Source organism: Arthrobacter sp. FW306-05-C, assembly GCF_021801725.1.
GTDB lineage: Bacteria > Actinomycetota > Actinomycetes > Actinomycetales > Micrococcaceae > Arthrobacter.
The window spans coordinates 1,194,718-1,209,481 of record NZ_CP084556.1; the positions used below are offsets into that span (position 1 = coordinate 1,194,718).

The following is a 14,764-nucleotide window of genomic DNA, read 5'->3' on the forward strand; positions in this document are numbered from 1 at the left end:
TGGCAGGTACCATTGACCCGGCGCCCCAGTAGCCCAATTGGCAGAGGCAGCGGACTTAAAATCCGCGTGTTGTGGGTTCGAGTCCCACCTGGGGTACAACTGTCCATGCCGCCACGACCAGTGCCGGCCATCAGGAAGCCGCCTGCGATTGCAGGCGGCTTCCTGCGTTTAATTCCGCATAGGCAACGACTGTTATAAGGCTGTGACCTCAGTCACTTAGTTTCGCTGCTGTCTATGCATTAGCTTGAACCTAAATCAGGAATACCTGGTCCAATTCGGAGTGCCTCGGCGCCCCATTGATCCGTTCGCGCATCGCATGGCCCTGTTTCGGAAGGCAGACAAATGTACCGAAAGAAAGTCCTCACCTCGTTGGCAGCAGCAGCCACATTCAGCATGCTGCTGTCGGCCTGTGCCAACCAGGCGGGCCCCGGCACCACCGAAAGCTCGGGTTCGTCCGGCAAGGTGAACATCCCCGCCATTTCGAAAGTGGATGTCCCCGCCGGTGCCGTCAAGCCGGCCGGTGACGGCAAGGCCACCTGCCCCGCGACCACCACGCTGGCCTACGCAGGCGCGCAGACCGGTCCCAACGCGCAGCTGGGCGTCAACATCTTCAACGGCATCCAGCTGGCCATCGACCAGCACAACAAGGCCAACCCCGGCTGCCAGGTCCAGTTCAAGAAGTTCGATACCGAAGGTGACCCCAACAAGGCCACCGGCCCCGTCACCCAGATGGTGAGCGAGCCGGACATCGTTGGTGTAGTCGGCCTGCCGTTCTCGGGCGAATCCAAGGCCACGGGCAACATCTTCGAGCAGAAGGGCCTGGTCCACATCACGCCGTCGGCCACCAACCCCACGCTGACCGAAAACGGCTGGACCACCTTCTTCCGGGGCCTCGGCAATGACGCCGTCCAGGGCCCGGCAGCAGCGAAGTTCCTCACCGGCAAGCTTGGCGCCAAGAAGGTCTACCTGGTCCAGGACGACTCCGACTACGGCATTGGCCTTGGCACCTCCACCTCCGCCGGACTTGGCAGCGCACTGGCCGGAACGGAAAAGGTGACCACCGGGCAGAAGGACTTCTCGGCAGTCATCTCCAAGATCATGAACGCAAAGGCCGACGCCGTGTTCTACGCCGGCTACTACGCCGAGGGTGCACCGTTCGACCAGCAGTTGGTTGGCAAGGGCTTCACCGGAACCTTCGTGGCGCCGGATGGCGTCAAGGATGACCAGTTCATCAAGCAGGCAGGCGACGCCTCAAACAACGCCTACTTCACCTGCCCCTGCATCCCCGGTGAACTGATCACCGACTTCGCCTCCGCATACAAGGATGTCTCCAAGGGCGCAGAGCCCGGAACGTACTCGATCGAAGGCTACGACGCCGCCACTGTCCTCCTGTCCGGCATCGATGCGGGCAAGCAAAGCCGCGCGGACCTGCTGGCCTGGGTCAAGGCCTACGACAAGGACGGCCTGAGCAAGCACTACAAGTGGGACGCCAAGGGTGAGCTCCAGGCCCCGACCGTCTACGGCTACAAGGTGGAGAACGGCAAGATCGTCCCCGTCGGCCCCATCGGGGAGTAGCAGTCAAGCAGGAATCGGCTGTGGGGGCCAGCAGATGCGGCCCCCACAGCCTTTTCTTCGCTTGGCAGCATTTCACGACCAACCCAGGTCACTAGACACAAGTCCCACGGCCGGGCCCACAAAGCCGCGTGCAACTGGATCAGGACGTTCCCATGCTTTCCACTCTTGTCCCACTACTCCCGACGGAAAACGACTGGATTACCTTCGACATACCGTCCCTGGCCGAAAACTTCTGGAGCGCCACCTTTGACGGCCTCACCTTCGGAGCCATCTACGCGCTCGTAGCGTTGGGTTACACCCTGGTTTACGGCGTGCTCAACCTGATCAACTTCGCCCACTCGGAAGTGTTCATCGTCGGTTGCTACGCAGTCTTTTTCACCCTCAGCAGCCTTGGCTTTGGCCCTTCCGCACCCCGGCTCGATATCTGGGCCATCATCCTCAACTTGCTGCTGGCGCTGGTTCTGGCCATGCTTGCCTCCGCGGTGACGGCCTTCCTGCTGGAACGCATCGCCTACAAGCCCCTCCGCCGGCGGAACGCCCCGCGCCTGGTCTTCCTGATCACCGCCATCGGCGCTTCCTTCACCATCCAGTACCTGATCTACCTGTGGCGTGGTCCCAGCCCTGAGCTTGCCCTCACGATGTTCCGGCCCACACCCATCTTCGATGTCTTCGGCACCATCATCGACTCCCAACAGCTGGTGATCATCATTGCCGCGGTAATCATGATGGTGGGCATCGACAGGTTCATCAGCAAGTCGCGCACCGGCCGCGGCATCCGCGCAGTCGCCCAGGACCCCGACACCGCCACGTTGATGGGCGTCAACAAAGAGCGCATCATTATTACCACCTTCGTCATCGGAGGCCTGCTTGCAGGAGCCGCCGCCTTGTTCTACGTCATGAAGATCCCGTCCGGTGTCCAGTACAGCGGTGGGTTCGTCCTTGGCATCAAGGCGTTCGCGGCCGCGGTACTGGGCGGCATCGGCAACGTCCGCGGTGCCCTGCTGGGCGGCCTGCTGCTCGGCCTGATCGGCAACTACGGCCAGATCCTGCTGGGCAACTCGCAGTGGACCGACGTCGTGGCGTTCGTGGTGCTGGTGCTCGTGCTGCTGCTGCGGCCTGAAGGCATCCTTGGCACCTCCCTTGGAAGGAGCAAAGCATGAGTATGACGGATGGCCCCACGCCGCTGCGGACAGCCGCGGCCGAACAGGCTGCAGAGGACCGCGAAGCCTCCTCGACATCCCCCGGCAGAAGCGCGCTCCGGCAGAAGGGGAAACGCAACAGCTTCTCCGACCGGTGGCAGGCCCTGTCCCGCCAACAGCAATGGGCATTCCTGGTGGTTGTGGTGGTGCTGGCCTACCTGCTGCCGCTGATCAACCCGCCGATCTTAACTACTGAGCCGGGCAACAACTTCGCCCTGGCCTGTTTCGACATGGCCCGATTTGCACTGATCGCGGTTGGACTCAATATCGTGGTGGGCTACGCGGGACTGCTGGACCTGGGATACGTCGCCTTCTTCGCGGTGGGTTCCTACGTTGCGGCCATGCTGACCAGCCCGGATTCGCCGTACTTGCACATCCCCTATCTGTGGACGCTTCCCGTGGCCATGGCGGTCACCATGTTCTTCGGGGTCATGCTGGGCGTGCCCACGCTCCGGCTCAGGGGTGACTATCTTGCCATCGTGACGCTCGGCTTCGGGGAGATCATCCGCATCCTGGCCACGATCATCCCGGCCATGAAGGGCCAGGTGGGCTTCCAGAACGTCGGTCACCCGCCGGGGACCGCGGCTGACGGCACGCCCATTTTCTCCAACTCAAACGGTGTGCCCTGGTACTGGCTGACCCTGACCATCATCATCATCGTCACCCTCCTGGTGGGCAACCTGGAACGCAGCCGTGTTGGCCGGGCCTGGATCGCCATCCGCGAAGATGAGGACGCCGCGGAAATCATGGGCGTTCCCACCTTCAAATACAAGGTGTGGGCCTTCGCTATCGGTGCTGCCGTCGGCGGCCTGTCCGGTGCCCTGTTCGCCGGCCAGGTGGGGTTCGTGAACAACCAGAAGTTCGACGTCACCACATCCATCCTGTTCCTCGCCGCCGTCGTCCTGGGCGGCGCCGGCAACAAGGTAGGGGCCATTCTTGGCGGAGCCCTGGTCAGCTACATCCCGCTCAGGTTCACGGCCATCGCCGAGTACAAATACCTGATCTTCGGCGTTGCGTTGGTGCTGATCATGATCTTCCGTTCCCAGGGGCTGCTTCCGGCCCGGCAGCGGCTGCTCGCGTACGGCAGGACGGCTTTGAACAAGGTCGCCAGCCGCGATGCCACCGAACCCAAAGACACCGACAGGCCGGCGCCCGGTCCTGATACCCGCGCCGCCGGGCAGAGAGGAGCGGAGGCATGAGCTCCGAGGAAAGGCACGCAGGCTCCAGCAGCGTGGAAGAGCAGCCGGCACACGAGGCCGCAACCCCGGAGGGCACCGCGGCTCCGGTGGCGCCGGAACTGGACATGGAGGCTTTGGCCGAGGCCGGAGTGGACCAGGAACTGGCAGAAAAGGTGGCTCCGGACCGCGATATTGCGGTCAAGGTGGGCGACAACATTGTTGAGGTGCAGAACCTGACCATTAAGTTCGGCGGCCTGGTGGCGCTGGACAACGTCAGCTTCAACATCAAGCGGGGTGAGATCCTGGGGCTGATCGGCCCCAACGGCGCCGGGAAGACCACCTGCTTCAACGCGATGACCGGCGTCTACAAACCATCCAGTGGGAAGGTGGTGCTGGAAGGCCAGGTCCTGAACGGCATCAAGCAGCACAAGATCACGCGCCTGGGCCTGTCACGTACATTCCAGAACATCCGCCTGTTCGGCGAAATGACTGCCCTGGAGAACGTGGTGGTGGGCCTGGACGCACGGCACCGGACCAGCGTCGGCGGAGCGCTGCTGCGCCTGCCCACGCACATCAGGGAGGAAAAGTCGGCCATCGAGCGCGGCATGGCCCTGCTGGACTTCGTGGGCATCGGCAGCCATGCGCACGTCCTGTCCCGGCAACTCCCGTACGGCTACCAGCGCCGGCTCGAAATCGCACGGGCGTTGGCCACCGACCCAAAGGTGCTGTGCCTTGACGAGCCTGCAGCCGGCTTCAACCCGGCCGAAAAAGAGGAGTTGATGGCGCTGATCCGCACCATCAGGGACGAGGGCTACACGGTGCTGCTGATTGAGCACGACATGAAGCTGGTGATGGGCGTGACAGACCGGATTGTTGTGCTGGAGTTTGGGAAGAAGATTGCGGACGGACTGCCGCGGGAGATCCGCGAGGATCCGCGCGTTATTGCCGCCTACCTAGGAGAGCCCGAAGATGACGTTGCTTGAGCTTGAGGGCGTATCTGTCCACTACGGCCGGATCCAGGCCCTGCGCGACATTTCCTTCACGGTGGACGAAGGTGAAGTGGTGGCACTGATCGGCGCCAACGGCGCCGGCAAGACCACCACAATGCGCACCATCTCCGGCCTCTTGAACTGTTCCGAAGGCAAGATCACCTTTGCCGGCCAGGACATCACCAAGATGAAGGCCCACATCCGGGTGGTGCACGGGATTTCGCAGGCCCCCGAGGGGCGCGGCATTTTCCCCGGCATGACCGTCATGGAAAACCTGGATATGGGAACCTTTGGCCGTAAGGACAGGAGCGGCGTGGCGAAGGACCTGGACCGCGTCTTCGACCTGTTTCCCCGGCTGAAGGAGCGGGAGAAGCAGTTCGGCGGCACGATGTCCGGCGGTGAGCAGCAGATGCTGGCAATCGGGCGGGCCCTGATGTCCAACCCGAAGCTCCTGCTGCTGGACGAGCCCTCCATGGGCCTGGCACCGCAGTTCATCCGCCAAATCTTCAGGATCATCAAGGAAATCAACAACCAGGGCACCACCGTGCTGATGGTGGAGCAGAACGCCAACCAGGCACTGGCGGGCGCCCACCGCGCCTTCGTGCTGGAAACGGGGGAGATCACCCGCAGCGGCACAGGAAAGGAGCTGCTGGAGGATCCCTCGGTTAAGGAGGCCTACCTGGGCGTGGGATAGTTCGGCTGACGGGGCCCGGTGCGCATAGCAACGCAACGGTCACGGTTCGGTTGCAACCGGGCCCCTGGGGAACTTTCCCGGCCGCCGCCACGTGGGAATTGGTAGCGTAACAAAACCATCACCCACACCCACATGGAGGAACACCGCAATGGCACTTGGCGGCAACCCGATCTTCAACGGAAAAAGTTTCCGTGGAGCCACCCAGGCACCGCCTGTCCCGCAGGCTCCTTATGGCGCTCCCTACGGCCAGCAGTCATACGGCCAGGCACCCTACGGCCAGGCACCCTACGGCCAGCAGGGCTGGGGCACGCAGCCGCAGAACATGACCGACGAACACCTGCGGCAGATGTACGCCCAGCCGTCCGCCGGTCCCGCAGACACCGGCCGCATGACGTTCGACGACGTCATCATGAAGACCGCGGCCTGCCTCGCCGCAGTGATTGCCGGCGCCGCAGTGACCCTTGTGGTGGCGCAGGGTTTGGCCTCCCTGCTGATGATCGTCGGCGCACTGGGCGGCTTCGTCCTGGCCCTCGTGAACACCTTCAAGAAGCAGCCCTCTCCGGCACTGATCCTCGCCTACGCGGCCCTGGAAGGACTCTTCCTCGGCGGCCTGACCCGGATCCTCGACGGCATGTTCCCCGGCGTCGGCCTGCAGGCCGTGATTGGAACGCTGTCCGTTTTCGCTGTGACCCTGGTCCTCTTCAAGAGCGGCAAGGTCCGGGCCACGCCCCGCGCCATGCGGTTCTTCATGATCGCCGTTATCGGCTACGCCGTGTTCGCGCTGATCAACATGGTTATGATGTGGACAGGCGCCGTGCAGAGCCCGTTCGGCCTGCGCACCTCCGTGGAGATCTTTGGCATCCCGCTTGGCGTCTTCATTGGCCTGCTGGCGATCGGGCTTGCTGCCTTCTCGCTCATCATGGACTTCACCAGCATTGAGGAGGGTGTCCGCAGCGGCGCCCCTCAGCGCTTCTCCTGGACGGCGGCCTTTGGCCTGACCGTCACCCTGGTGTGGCTGTACGTGGAGATTATCCGCCTGCTGGCCATCCTCCGCGGCGACGACTAGGCACCCAGGCAGCTTCCGCCGTCGTAGGTTAAACGGCCGTGGGCCCCACCAGACCGGTGGGGCCCACGGCCGTTTAAGGCATCATGCTGCCGCCTCCCGGCTAGGCAATCCGCATGGCCCCGGCGGCAGGGGTGACGGTAAAGATGTCCGGTGCGGTGAAGCCGGCGTCGGCGAAAGCCTTCACGACGGCGTCACGCACCTTTTGTTCGGCGTCCACCGGGGTCAGCGCGATGGCTGCTCCGCCGAACCCGCCGCCCGTCATGCGGGCGCCGATGGCCCCGTTGGCCCGCGAGGTGTCCACAGCCAGGTCCAACTCGGGGCAGGAAATCTCGAAATCGTCGCGCATGGAGGCGTGGCTGGCGTCCAGCAGGGGACCGATGGCGCTGGGGCCGGGGCCGCCCAGCAGCTCAACGGTCTGGAGCACCCGGTCATTCTCGGTGACCACGTGCCGCACCCGCCGGAATGTCACCTCGTCCAGCAGGCCGCTGGCCTCCTCAAGATCGCCCACCTGGACGTCCCGCAGGGCCTTCACTCCCAGTACTTCGGCGCCCAGCTCGCAGGATGCGCGCCGTGAGGCGTAGCCCCCGTCAGAGTGCGAGTGCGACACCTTGGTGTCGATCACCAGGAGCACCAGGCCCGCGGGCCCCGTCTCGAAGGGCACCAGGCTTGCCGTCTGGTCCCGGCAGTCCAGGAAGACTGCGTGGCTCTCTGAGCCGCGCAGCGACGCGGACTGGTCCATGATGCCCGTGGGCGCTCCGACAAAGTCGTTTTCCGCCCGCTGGGTGGCGAGCACCATGTCCTGGGCAGCCAGGCCGGCGCCCGTGAGGTCGTTGAGGGCCGTGATGACCGCGCATTCGATGGCGTGCGACGACGAGAGGCCGGCTCCGAGCGGCACGTTTGAGTCCAGGAGCAGGTCCAGTCCGGGGACCTCGATGCCCTTCTCCCGAAGGGCCCACACGACGCCCAGGGGGTACTTGGTCCAGCCCTTCGCTGTGCCGGGCTGCAGCGAGCCGATGGTGGTGCTGACCACGCCTTGGTCCCCGTAGGTGGACAGCAGCCGTACGGTGTCGTCCCGGCGGACGGCAACGGCCACGCGGGCGGTGCGGTCGATGGCGAAGGGAAGGACGAAGCCCTCGTTGTAGTCGGTGTGTTCGCCGATGAGGTTCACCCGCCCCGGAGCCTGCCATACGCCGTCGGGCGCGCTGCCGAACTCCTGCTCGAAGCGGGCGTCAAGGTCTACACGGGCGGCAGGTGCCGTGCCGGCCTGGTCCTGTTCCTGAATGCTCATGCTGAGGCTCCTTCCGGGGTGGCCGCCATGGCGGCAGCAGGCGTGGACGACGGCGGGACCACCACTGCGCGCAGCCGCTCCGCCACGATTTCCGGCGTCGTGTCGTTGATGAAGGCGCCCATGGCTGCCTCCGACCCGGCCAGGTACTTCAGTTTATCGGCGGCCCGGCGGGGGGAAGTCAGCTGGAGGTGGAGGTAGCCGGCCGGCCGGAGGACGTCGTCCAGCGGCGCCTGGTGCCAAGCGGAAATGTAGGGCGTTGGCGTGGGGTACAGCGCATCCACACGTTTGAGCAGGTCCAGGTAGACCTGGGCCAGCTCATCCTTCTCCTCCCCGCCCAGCGCGGCCAGGTCGGGGACATGGCGGTGCGGAACGAGGTGGATTTCCAGCGGCCAGCGGGCTGCGAAAGGCACGTAGGCGCTGAAGTGACTGCCTTCAAGGATCATCCTGCTGCCGTCTTCCCGTTCGGCACGCAGCAGCGAGCCGGTCAGGGTGTCCCTGCCGTCTTTTGCGTCGTAGTACTTCCTGGCGGCGGCACCCAGGACTCCTGCGCGCGGTGTGACATATGGGTAGGCGTAGATCTGGCCATGGGGGTGGTGCAGCGTCACACCGATATCGGCCCCGCGGTTCTCGAACGGGAAGACCTGCTTGATGCCTTCCATGGCGCTGAGGGCAGCGGTGCGCTGCGACCACGCCTCGATCACCGTGCGGGAGCGCTCCGGGGTCAGGCCGCTGAAGGACCCCGTGTGTTCGGGGGTGAAAGACACTACTTCGCAACGGCCGTAGGCAGGTCCTTTCGTTCCCCATGCGGCACCGTCCGGCACTGGTCCCAGGGCCGGCCCCAAGGAGGGGAACCGGTTTTCGAAGACCACAACGTCGTAATCGGCGGCAGGAATTTCGGAAGCGTTGCCCGGCGTGGTGGGACAAATGGGGCACTGGTCTGCCGGGGGGAGGTGGGTACGGGCCTGGCGATGTGCGGCGATGGCCACCCATTCGTCCGTCAGCGCATCGAAGCGGACCTCGCCCGGTTCACCCCGCGGCGGCAGCCCGCGGTGGTCTGTGGTGAGGTGTTCCGCGCGCGAGGTCGTGGTGCCGGCGTCGTCGAAGTAGATCAGCTCCCGGCCGTCGGAGAGTGTGGTGCTGGTAATCCCTGTCATGCAAAAAGTCTCGCATAAACGCTCAAGAATGAATAGTTAACAACAAAAAGTAACAGTGCGGCGTATGCGAAGACCCGGGCCGCGCGTTGTACGGTATTGGCCATGACAGCCTCTTCCGAACAGGGAACTACCGCACCCTCCGCAGCCCGGCCATGCGCTACCGGCCGGCAATACGAGCTGCGGCGCGGCGATGCCGTTGCCGTGGTCACCGAACTCGCCGCCGGACTTCGCTCCTTCACGCGGGGAGAGGTCCTGCTGACCGAGACCTATGGCGATGATGAGATCGCCCCCGGCGGTGCCGGCATCACGCTGGCGCCCTGGGCCAACAGGGTGGAGGACGGGCAGTGGATCCTGGACGGCAGGAAGCAGCAACTGGACATCACCGAGGTGTCCCGCAACAACGCCAGCCACGGCCTGCTCCGCAACACCGGCTACGCGCTGGTGGGGGAGTCCCCGCACGCCGTCGCACTGGAGGCGGCAGTCTTCCCGCAGCACGGCTACCCGTTCCTGGTGCGGCACCGCGTGGAGTACCAGCTCTCGGGAGACCTGGGGCTGCACGTCCGGCAAACCCTCACCAATGATTCTGACGCAGCTGCACCGTTCGTCCTCGGCGCGCACCCTTACCTGCGCGTTGGCGACGCCCCCGTGGAAGAACTGCAGCTGACCGTTGCCGCCGATACCCGGCTGGTGACCGATGAGCGCCTGATCCCGCGTAGTTCTGCCCCCGTGGACGGGGACACCGACTTCCGCTCCGGCCGGCACGTTGCGGACATAGCCGTGGACGTGGCCTTGACCGACTTGCAGTACGAGGACGGAAAGGCCCGGCACACCCTGGCCGCGGCCGACGGCAGCGCGGTGTCGCTCTGGCAGGATGAAGCCTGCCGCTACGTCCACGTCTATGTGAGCACGCTGTACGCGGGCCGGACCCGCGCTGTGGCCGTGGAGCCCATGACGGGACCAGCCAACGCGTTCAACTCCGGTGACGGCCTTCGATGGCTGCCCCCGGGAGAGTCCTTCAGCATGGAATGGGGCATCGACTACACGCCAGGCGGGGCGGGCCGGTAGTTTGCCCTGCCTCTAGTTTGCATTGGGGCGCTGCTGGGGAAGTATGGGGATATGACGCCTAAAGAGGACGACGTTACCCTTGCCCATACAGCGCCCGCCCGTACCGCTCCAGCACCGGCGGCCGCGGCTGCGCCCCTGCGCGTCCTGACTGACCGTGAGCTGGACAGGGACATACCCTACGGAATCCGCATCGCGGCGTCCTGGTCATGGCGCCTGGGCCTGATCCTCCTGATGGCAGGGACGCTGGTGTGGCTGCTCAGCCACATCACCCTCCTGATCATCCCCATCATGGTGGCCGCCCTCCTCGCCGGGCTGCTCAGCCCGGTGACAGCCTGGCTGAAGCGGCGCGGACTTCCGGCTGGGCTCGCCGTCGCGGTCACCATCCTGGGCTTCATCGGAGTCATTGTCGGTGCGCTCGCCCTGGTGGGCAGGCAGCTGGCCGTCGGCTTCAGCGAACTCTACTCGCAGGCGCTGGAAGGCGTTCGGCAGGTCCAGGACTGGCTGTCCGCAGGTCCGCTGCATCTCACCGCAGACCAGATCGACCAGTACATCAAGGAAGCCACCGATGCGGTGCAGAACAACAGCAGCAGCATCGTCAGCGGGGCCCTGTCCGTCGGCAGCACCGCCGGCCACTTCGCAGCCGGAATGCTCCTCTCCCTCTTCATCCTCATCTTCTTCCTCCTGGAAGGTGACCGGATCTGGGCGTTCCTGGTCCGGATGCTTCCGCGCAAGGCCAGGGCCGCCACGTTCGGCGCAGGCCGCAAGGGGTGGGCCTCCATGGTCAGCTATGCGCGCATCCAGATGTTCGTCGCCGCCGTCGACGCCCTTGGCATCGGCGTAGGCGCCGCTATCCTGGGCGTCCCGTTGGCGCTTCCCCTCGCAGTTCTGGTGTTCCTTGGCTCGTTCATCCCCGTGGTGGGCGCCCTGGTGACCGGCGCCGTCGCCGTCCTGCTGGCGCTGGTGGCCAATGGACCCGTCAACGCCCTGATCATGTTGGCAATCGTCCTCGCGGTCCAGCAGCTTGAGGGCCACATCCTGCAGCCGCTGGTCATGGGCAAGGCAGTATCGCTCCACCCGGTGGCCGTGATCCTCAGCGTCGCCGCCGGCTCCTACCTTGCCGGCATCCCCGGCGCGCTGTTCTCAGTGCCCATCCTGGCCGTAGCAAACTCGGCCATTCGCTACATCGCGGCCAGAACGTGGGAACATGAACAGGTGCCGGTTGTCGCCGGGAAGCCCATTACAGCCGGAGCGGGCGGGGACAACACCATCCAGGACGTTGAACCACCCTCTGCATCCGACGCAGGAAGGGACACGGCGGCCGGCACTGCAGCCGAACACCGTGATGCCCGCACCTCCTCCTCCGTGGAGGGCCCAGGGGCAGAACCCAGAGGAGAGTAGTCCGTGAAGATCCTTGAAACCCTTCCCGTCACGCTGGACGATGTCCTTGAGGCGCAGAAGCTGCTTGATGGGATTATCGCGCGCACACCCGTGGAGTCGTCCCGGGCGCTGGGCGGCATGGTGGACGGGGACGTCTACTTCAAATGCGAGAACCTGCAGCGTGCGGGCTCGTTCAAGGTCCGCGGAGCCTATGTCCGGATGGCGCGGCTCTCTCCTGACGAGAAGAAGCGCGGCGTGGTGGCGGCCTCCGCCGGCAACCATGCCCAAGGCGTTGCAGTCGCTGCCAAAAGTCTTGGCATCAAGGCCCGGATCTACATGCCCCTGGGCGTAGCACTGCCCAAGCTTGCCGCCACGCGGAGCCATGGCGCCGAAGTCATCCTGCACGGGCACAACGTGGACGAGGCGCTCGCCGAAGCCCAGCGCTACAGCAATGAAACCGGCATGGTCTTCGTGCACCCGTTCGACAATGTGGACGTAGTGGCGGGGCAGGGGACTGTGGGCCTGGAGATCCTGGAACAGGTGCCCCACGTGGACACCGTCCTCATGGGTGTGGGCGGCGGTGGCCTCCTGGCGGGAGTCGCCGTGGCCATCAAGGCCCGCGCCCGCGAACTTGGCCGGGAGATCCGCATCATCGGCGTCCAGGCGGAGAACGCTGCAGCCTACCCGCCGTCGCTCGCCGCAGATGCGCTGGTGCCGCTCAAGAAGGTCTCCACCATGGCGGACGGCATCGCTGTGGGGCGGCCGGGGCAGCTGCCCTTCAGCATCATCCGGGAACTGGTGGACGACGTTGTCACGGTCAGCGAGGACTCCCTGGCCCGTGCCCTGATCTTCCTGCTGGAACGGGCCAAGATGGTGGTGGAACCCGCGGGCGCAGTGGGCGTGGCCGCCCTCATGGACGGCAAGATCGAGAACCCGGGCACCACGGTGGCCGTGCTGTCCGGCGGCAATATCGACCCCATGCTGATGCTCAAGGTCATCCAGCGCGGCCTTTCCGCCGCAGGCCGGTACATGACGGTCCGCATGATGCTTGATGACCGGCCCGGTTCACTGGCAACCATCGCCCGCATCATTGCCGAAAACGATGCCAACGTTACCGGCCTTGACCACACCAGGGTGGGGGGCTCCATCAGCATGGGCGACGTCTCCATCACCGTGAACCTGGAGACCAAGGGCCACCAGCACGGGGAGCAGGTCCTCAGCGCACTGCGTGCCGAGGGTTTCCAGCCGATCGTGGTGCATTAGGAGCGGCCATGGCCGGATTGGGTAACGGCTTCACCGGTAACGGGCGAAGCCCCGAGCGGCAGACCATCGCGGCCCGCGCAAAGGGCGGACTGGTGGTGCTGGGCGGTTTCCTGGCCCTGCTGTTCGCCATTGAAGTGGTCAATACCCTGATGATGGGCGCCCTCACCCGGACCTTCGGCCTGCGGCCCAGGAGCCCCGACGGACTGCTGGACATCTTCACCTTCCCGCTCCTGCACGCAAACCTGAACCATCTCCTGTCCAACAGCCTGCCCCTGGTGATCTTCGGCTTCCTGGTGTTCCTCTCCGGGCTGCGCGTCTTCCTCACCGCCCTGGCTTTCAGCTGGCTGGGCAGCGGCCTGACCGTCTGGTTCATCGGGAACGGTGTCACGGTGGGTGCTTCCGGCCTGGTGTTCGGGCTTTTCGCGTTCCTCCTGGTCCGAGGGTTCTTCAACCACAGCTGGCGGCAGATCCTGCTCGCCGTGGTTCTCTTCCTGGGCTATGGGAGCATCCTGCTCGGCGCATTGCCCTTCGTAGCCGGCTATGTCAGCTGGCAGGCGCACCTTGGCGGTGCGGCCGGCGGGGTGGTGGCCGCCCTGCTGCTGCGTCCGCGCACCCCAGCCATTGGGCGGGGACTCTAAGGGCAGGCCCTCAACGCGGCCTGCCCCACCATGAACTAAAAGAAGAGCGGCGGCCGTCCCTGTGGGGACGGCCGCCGCTCTTCAGCCGGCATGGCTTCCTGCCTCATCACACAGCTTGTGCCGTGCAGGGCCAGGGCTAGCCGGTGTACGGCTTGGCGGAAAGGATCTCCACCTTGATCTCCTTGCCGTTGGGCGCGACGTAGCTGAGGCTCTCGCCCTCTTTGTGGCCCAGGATGGCAGAACCGAGGGGCGACTTCTCGCTGAAGACGTCCAGGTCCGAGTCGCCCGCGATTTCGCGTGATCCGAGCAGGAAGGTCTCCTCGTCACCGGCGATCCTGGCCACTACGATCATGCCGGGTTCCACGATGCCGTCATCGGCAGGTGCTTCACCCACATGGGCATCGCGGAGCAGGGCCGTCAGTTGGCGGATGCGGGCTTCGATCTTGCCCTGCTCCTCCTTGGCCGCGTGGTAGCCCCCGTTTTCCTTGAGGTCCCCCTCTTGCCGCGCTGCTTCAATCTTCTGGACGATCTCCGCCCGGCCTGCGCCGGAAAGGTGGTCCAGCTCTGCCTTCAGGCGGTCAAAAGCTTCCTGGGTCAGCCAGGCTGCAGATGCGCTGTTGGTGGTAGACACGGACTTCTCCTCTAGTGGTCCTACATGCAAAAGACCCCGCCACGGTGGCCACTTGTGGAACAGTAACCAGCTCAGCGGGGTAAAGGTATCTCTCTATTGTAGTCAATCCTCTGGAGATAACCCAACAGGGAAGCGTTGCAGATCACATGCCCTATGACTCTCCACGGGGGATCCAGCAGCTGTCCACCACGCCGGACACGGACGCCGACTCCGTGCGCAAGGTGACGCGCTGGGCCACTGTCCTGCCGCCGTCGGCCGTTCCATCAGCCGCCGATGGCGGAATGTCCACCACCTTCCAGCCCACCACCGCGAATTTGGAATCCAGCGCCTTCACGGCGCATTTGACCGGATTGCCCGGTTCGCGGGTGACCTGGAAGTCCACCTCGGCGAGCGTGGCATCGGTGGTGCTGTACCCCACGTCCTTGTACGTCACGCCGGAAAGGGAATTGGAGGTGGTGACCCAGGCCAGGAACCCGATGCCGGCGGCCATCGCGACGGCGATCGCAGCCCGCGCGGCCTTGGGGGAGAGCCGGCGCTTTTTAGCACCATAGCGATTGGCTAGGCTAGTGTCTGCGGGCGCGGGTTGGGCCGGCTGGTCCGGGGAAGTCACCAGACCAGTTTAGTTCCCTTTCCGCCGCCGCCTTGCG

The 14,764-nt window shown here is 65.1% G+C and carries 14 protein-coding genes and 1 tRNA gene; 11 read left to right on the plus strand and 4 right to left on the minus strand.

Annotated features, from left to right (window positions below; translation table 11 throughout):
• The first annotated feature begins 22 nt into the window (after window positions 1–22).
• From LFT44_RS05605 to LFT44_RS05635, 7 genes are all read left to right on the plus strand, one after another.
• A tRNA-Leu gene (locus LFT44_RS05605) sits at window positions 23–96 on the plus strand.
• A 246-nt stretch (window positions 97–342) separates the two neighbouring features.
• Entirely contained in the window at window positions 343–1,575 is a 1,233-nt protein-coding gene (locus tag LFT44_RS05610) for a branched-chain amino acid ABC transporter substrate-binding protein (RefSeq protein ID WP_236801555.1), read from the plus strand.
• Window positions 1,576–1,727: 152 nt separating this feature from the next.
• Window positions 1,728–2,735: a branched-chain amino acid ABC transporter permease gene (locus LFT44_RS05615; RefSeq protein ID WP_236801556.1), complete on the plus strand. Its 1,008-nt coding sequence runs from the start codon at window positions 1,728–1,730 to the stop codon at window positions 2,733–2,735.
• Window positions 2,732–3,973 (plus strand): branched-chain amino acid ABC transporter permease, encoded by a 1,242-nt coding sequence (locus LFT44_RS05620; RefSeq protein ID WP_236801558.1) that lies wholly within the window; start codon window positions 2,732–2,734, stop codon window positions 3,971–3,973. The genes LFT44_RS05615 and LFT44_RS05620 overlap by 4 nt, the downstream gene beginning before the upstream one ends.
• The gene (locus LFT44_RS05625) at window positions 3,970–4,935 is read left to right on the plus strand and encodes an ABC transporter ATP-binding protein (protein ID WP_236801559.1); all 966 of its coding nucleotides are present in this window, start codon (window positions 3,970–3,972) and stop codon (window positions 4,933–4,935) included. The genes LFT44_RS05620 and LFT44_RS05625 overlap by 4 nt, the downstream gene beginning before the upstream one ends.
• Window positions 4,922–5,635, plus strand: a complete 714-nt coding sequence (locus tag LFT44_RS05630; protein ID WP_236801561.1) for an ABC transporter ATP-binding protein — start codon at window positions 4,922–4,924, stop codon at window positions 5,633–5,635. The genes LFT44_RS05625 and LFT44_RS05630 overlap by 14 nt, the downstream gene beginning before the upstream one ends.
• A 148-nt stretch (window positions 5,636–5,783) precedes the next feature.
• Window positions 5,784–6,701, plus strand: a complete 918-nt coding sequence (locus tag LFT44_RS05635; RefSeq protein ID WP_236801562.1) for a Bax inhibitor-1/YccA family protein — start codon at window positions 5,784–5,786, stop codon at window positions 6,699–6,701.
• A gap of 100 nt (window positions 6,702–6,801) precedes the next feature.
• Here LFT44_RS05635 and galK read toward each other — a convergent pair whose 3' ends face one another.
• Window positions 6,802–7,989 (minus strand): galactokinase, encoded by a 1,188-nt coding sequence (gene galK, locus LFT44_RS05640; RefSeq protein ID WP_236801564.1) that lies wholly within the window; start codon window positions 7,987–7,989, stop codon window positions 6,802–6,804.
• A complete protein-coding gene (gene galT / locus LFT44_RS05645; protein ID WP_236801566.1) occupies window positions 7,986–9,143 on the minus strand; it encodes a galactose-1-phosphate uridylyltransferase in 1,158 nt (385 codons plus the stop codon). The genes galK and galT overlap by 4 nt, the downstream gene beginning before the upstream one ends.
• A 102-nt stretch (window positions 9,144–9,245) precedes the next feature.
• Between galT and LFT44_RS05650 the strand changes: the two genes are divergently transcribed.
• The 4 genes from LFT44_RS05650 to LFT44_RS05665 are packed head-to-tail and all read left to right on the plus strand — an operon-like array spanning window position 9,246 to window position 13,486.
• Window positions 9,246–10,208: an aldose 1-epimerase family protein gene (locus tag LFT44_RS05650; protein ID WP_236801568.1), complete on the plus strand. Its 963-nt coding sequence runs from the start codon at window positions 9,246–9,248 to the stop codon at window positions 10,206–10,208.
• A 51-nt stretch (window positions 10,209–10,259) separates the two neighbouring features.
• Entirely contained in the window at window positions 10,260–11,606 is a 1,347-nt protein-coding gene (locus tag LFT44_RS05655; protein WP_236801569.1) for an AI-2E family transporter, read from the plus strand.
• A gap of 3 nt (window positions 11,607–11,609) precedes the next feature.
• Window positions 11,610–12,848 (plus strand): threonine ammonia-lyase, encoded by a 1,239-nt coding sequence (gene ilvA / locus LFT44_RS05660; RefSeq protein WP_236801571.1) that lies wholly within the window; start codon window positions 11,610–11,612, stop codon window positions 12,846–12,848.
• Window positions 12,849–12,856: 8 nt separating this feature from the next.
• Complete coding sequence (locus LFT44_RS05665) at window positions 12,857–13,486, plus strand: rhomboid family intramembrane serine protease (protein WP_236801573.1); 630 nt, start codon at window positions 12,857–12,859, stop codon at window positions 13,484–13,486.
• A 136-nt stretch (window positions 13,487–13,622) separates the two neighbouring features.
• Here the strand turns inward: LFT44_RS05665 and greA are convergent, their stop codons facing one another.
• Together greA and LFT44_RS05675 are read right to left on the minus strand one after the other, a co-directional pair.
• Window positions 13,623–14,117: a transcription elongation factor GreA gene (greA, locus tag LFT44_RS05670; RefSeq protein ID WP_236801575.1), complete on the minus strand. Its 495-nt coding sequence runs from the start codon at window positions 14,115–14,117 to the stop codon at window positions 13,623–13,625.
• A gap of 151 nt (window positions 14,118–14,268) precedes the next feature.
• A complete protein-coding gene (locus LFT44_RS05675; RefSeq protein ID WP_236801576.1) occupies window positions 14,269–14,727 on the minus strand; it encodes a DUF4307 domain-containing protein in 459 nt (152 codons plus the stop codon).
• Window positions 14,728–14,764: the final 37 nt, after the last annotated feature.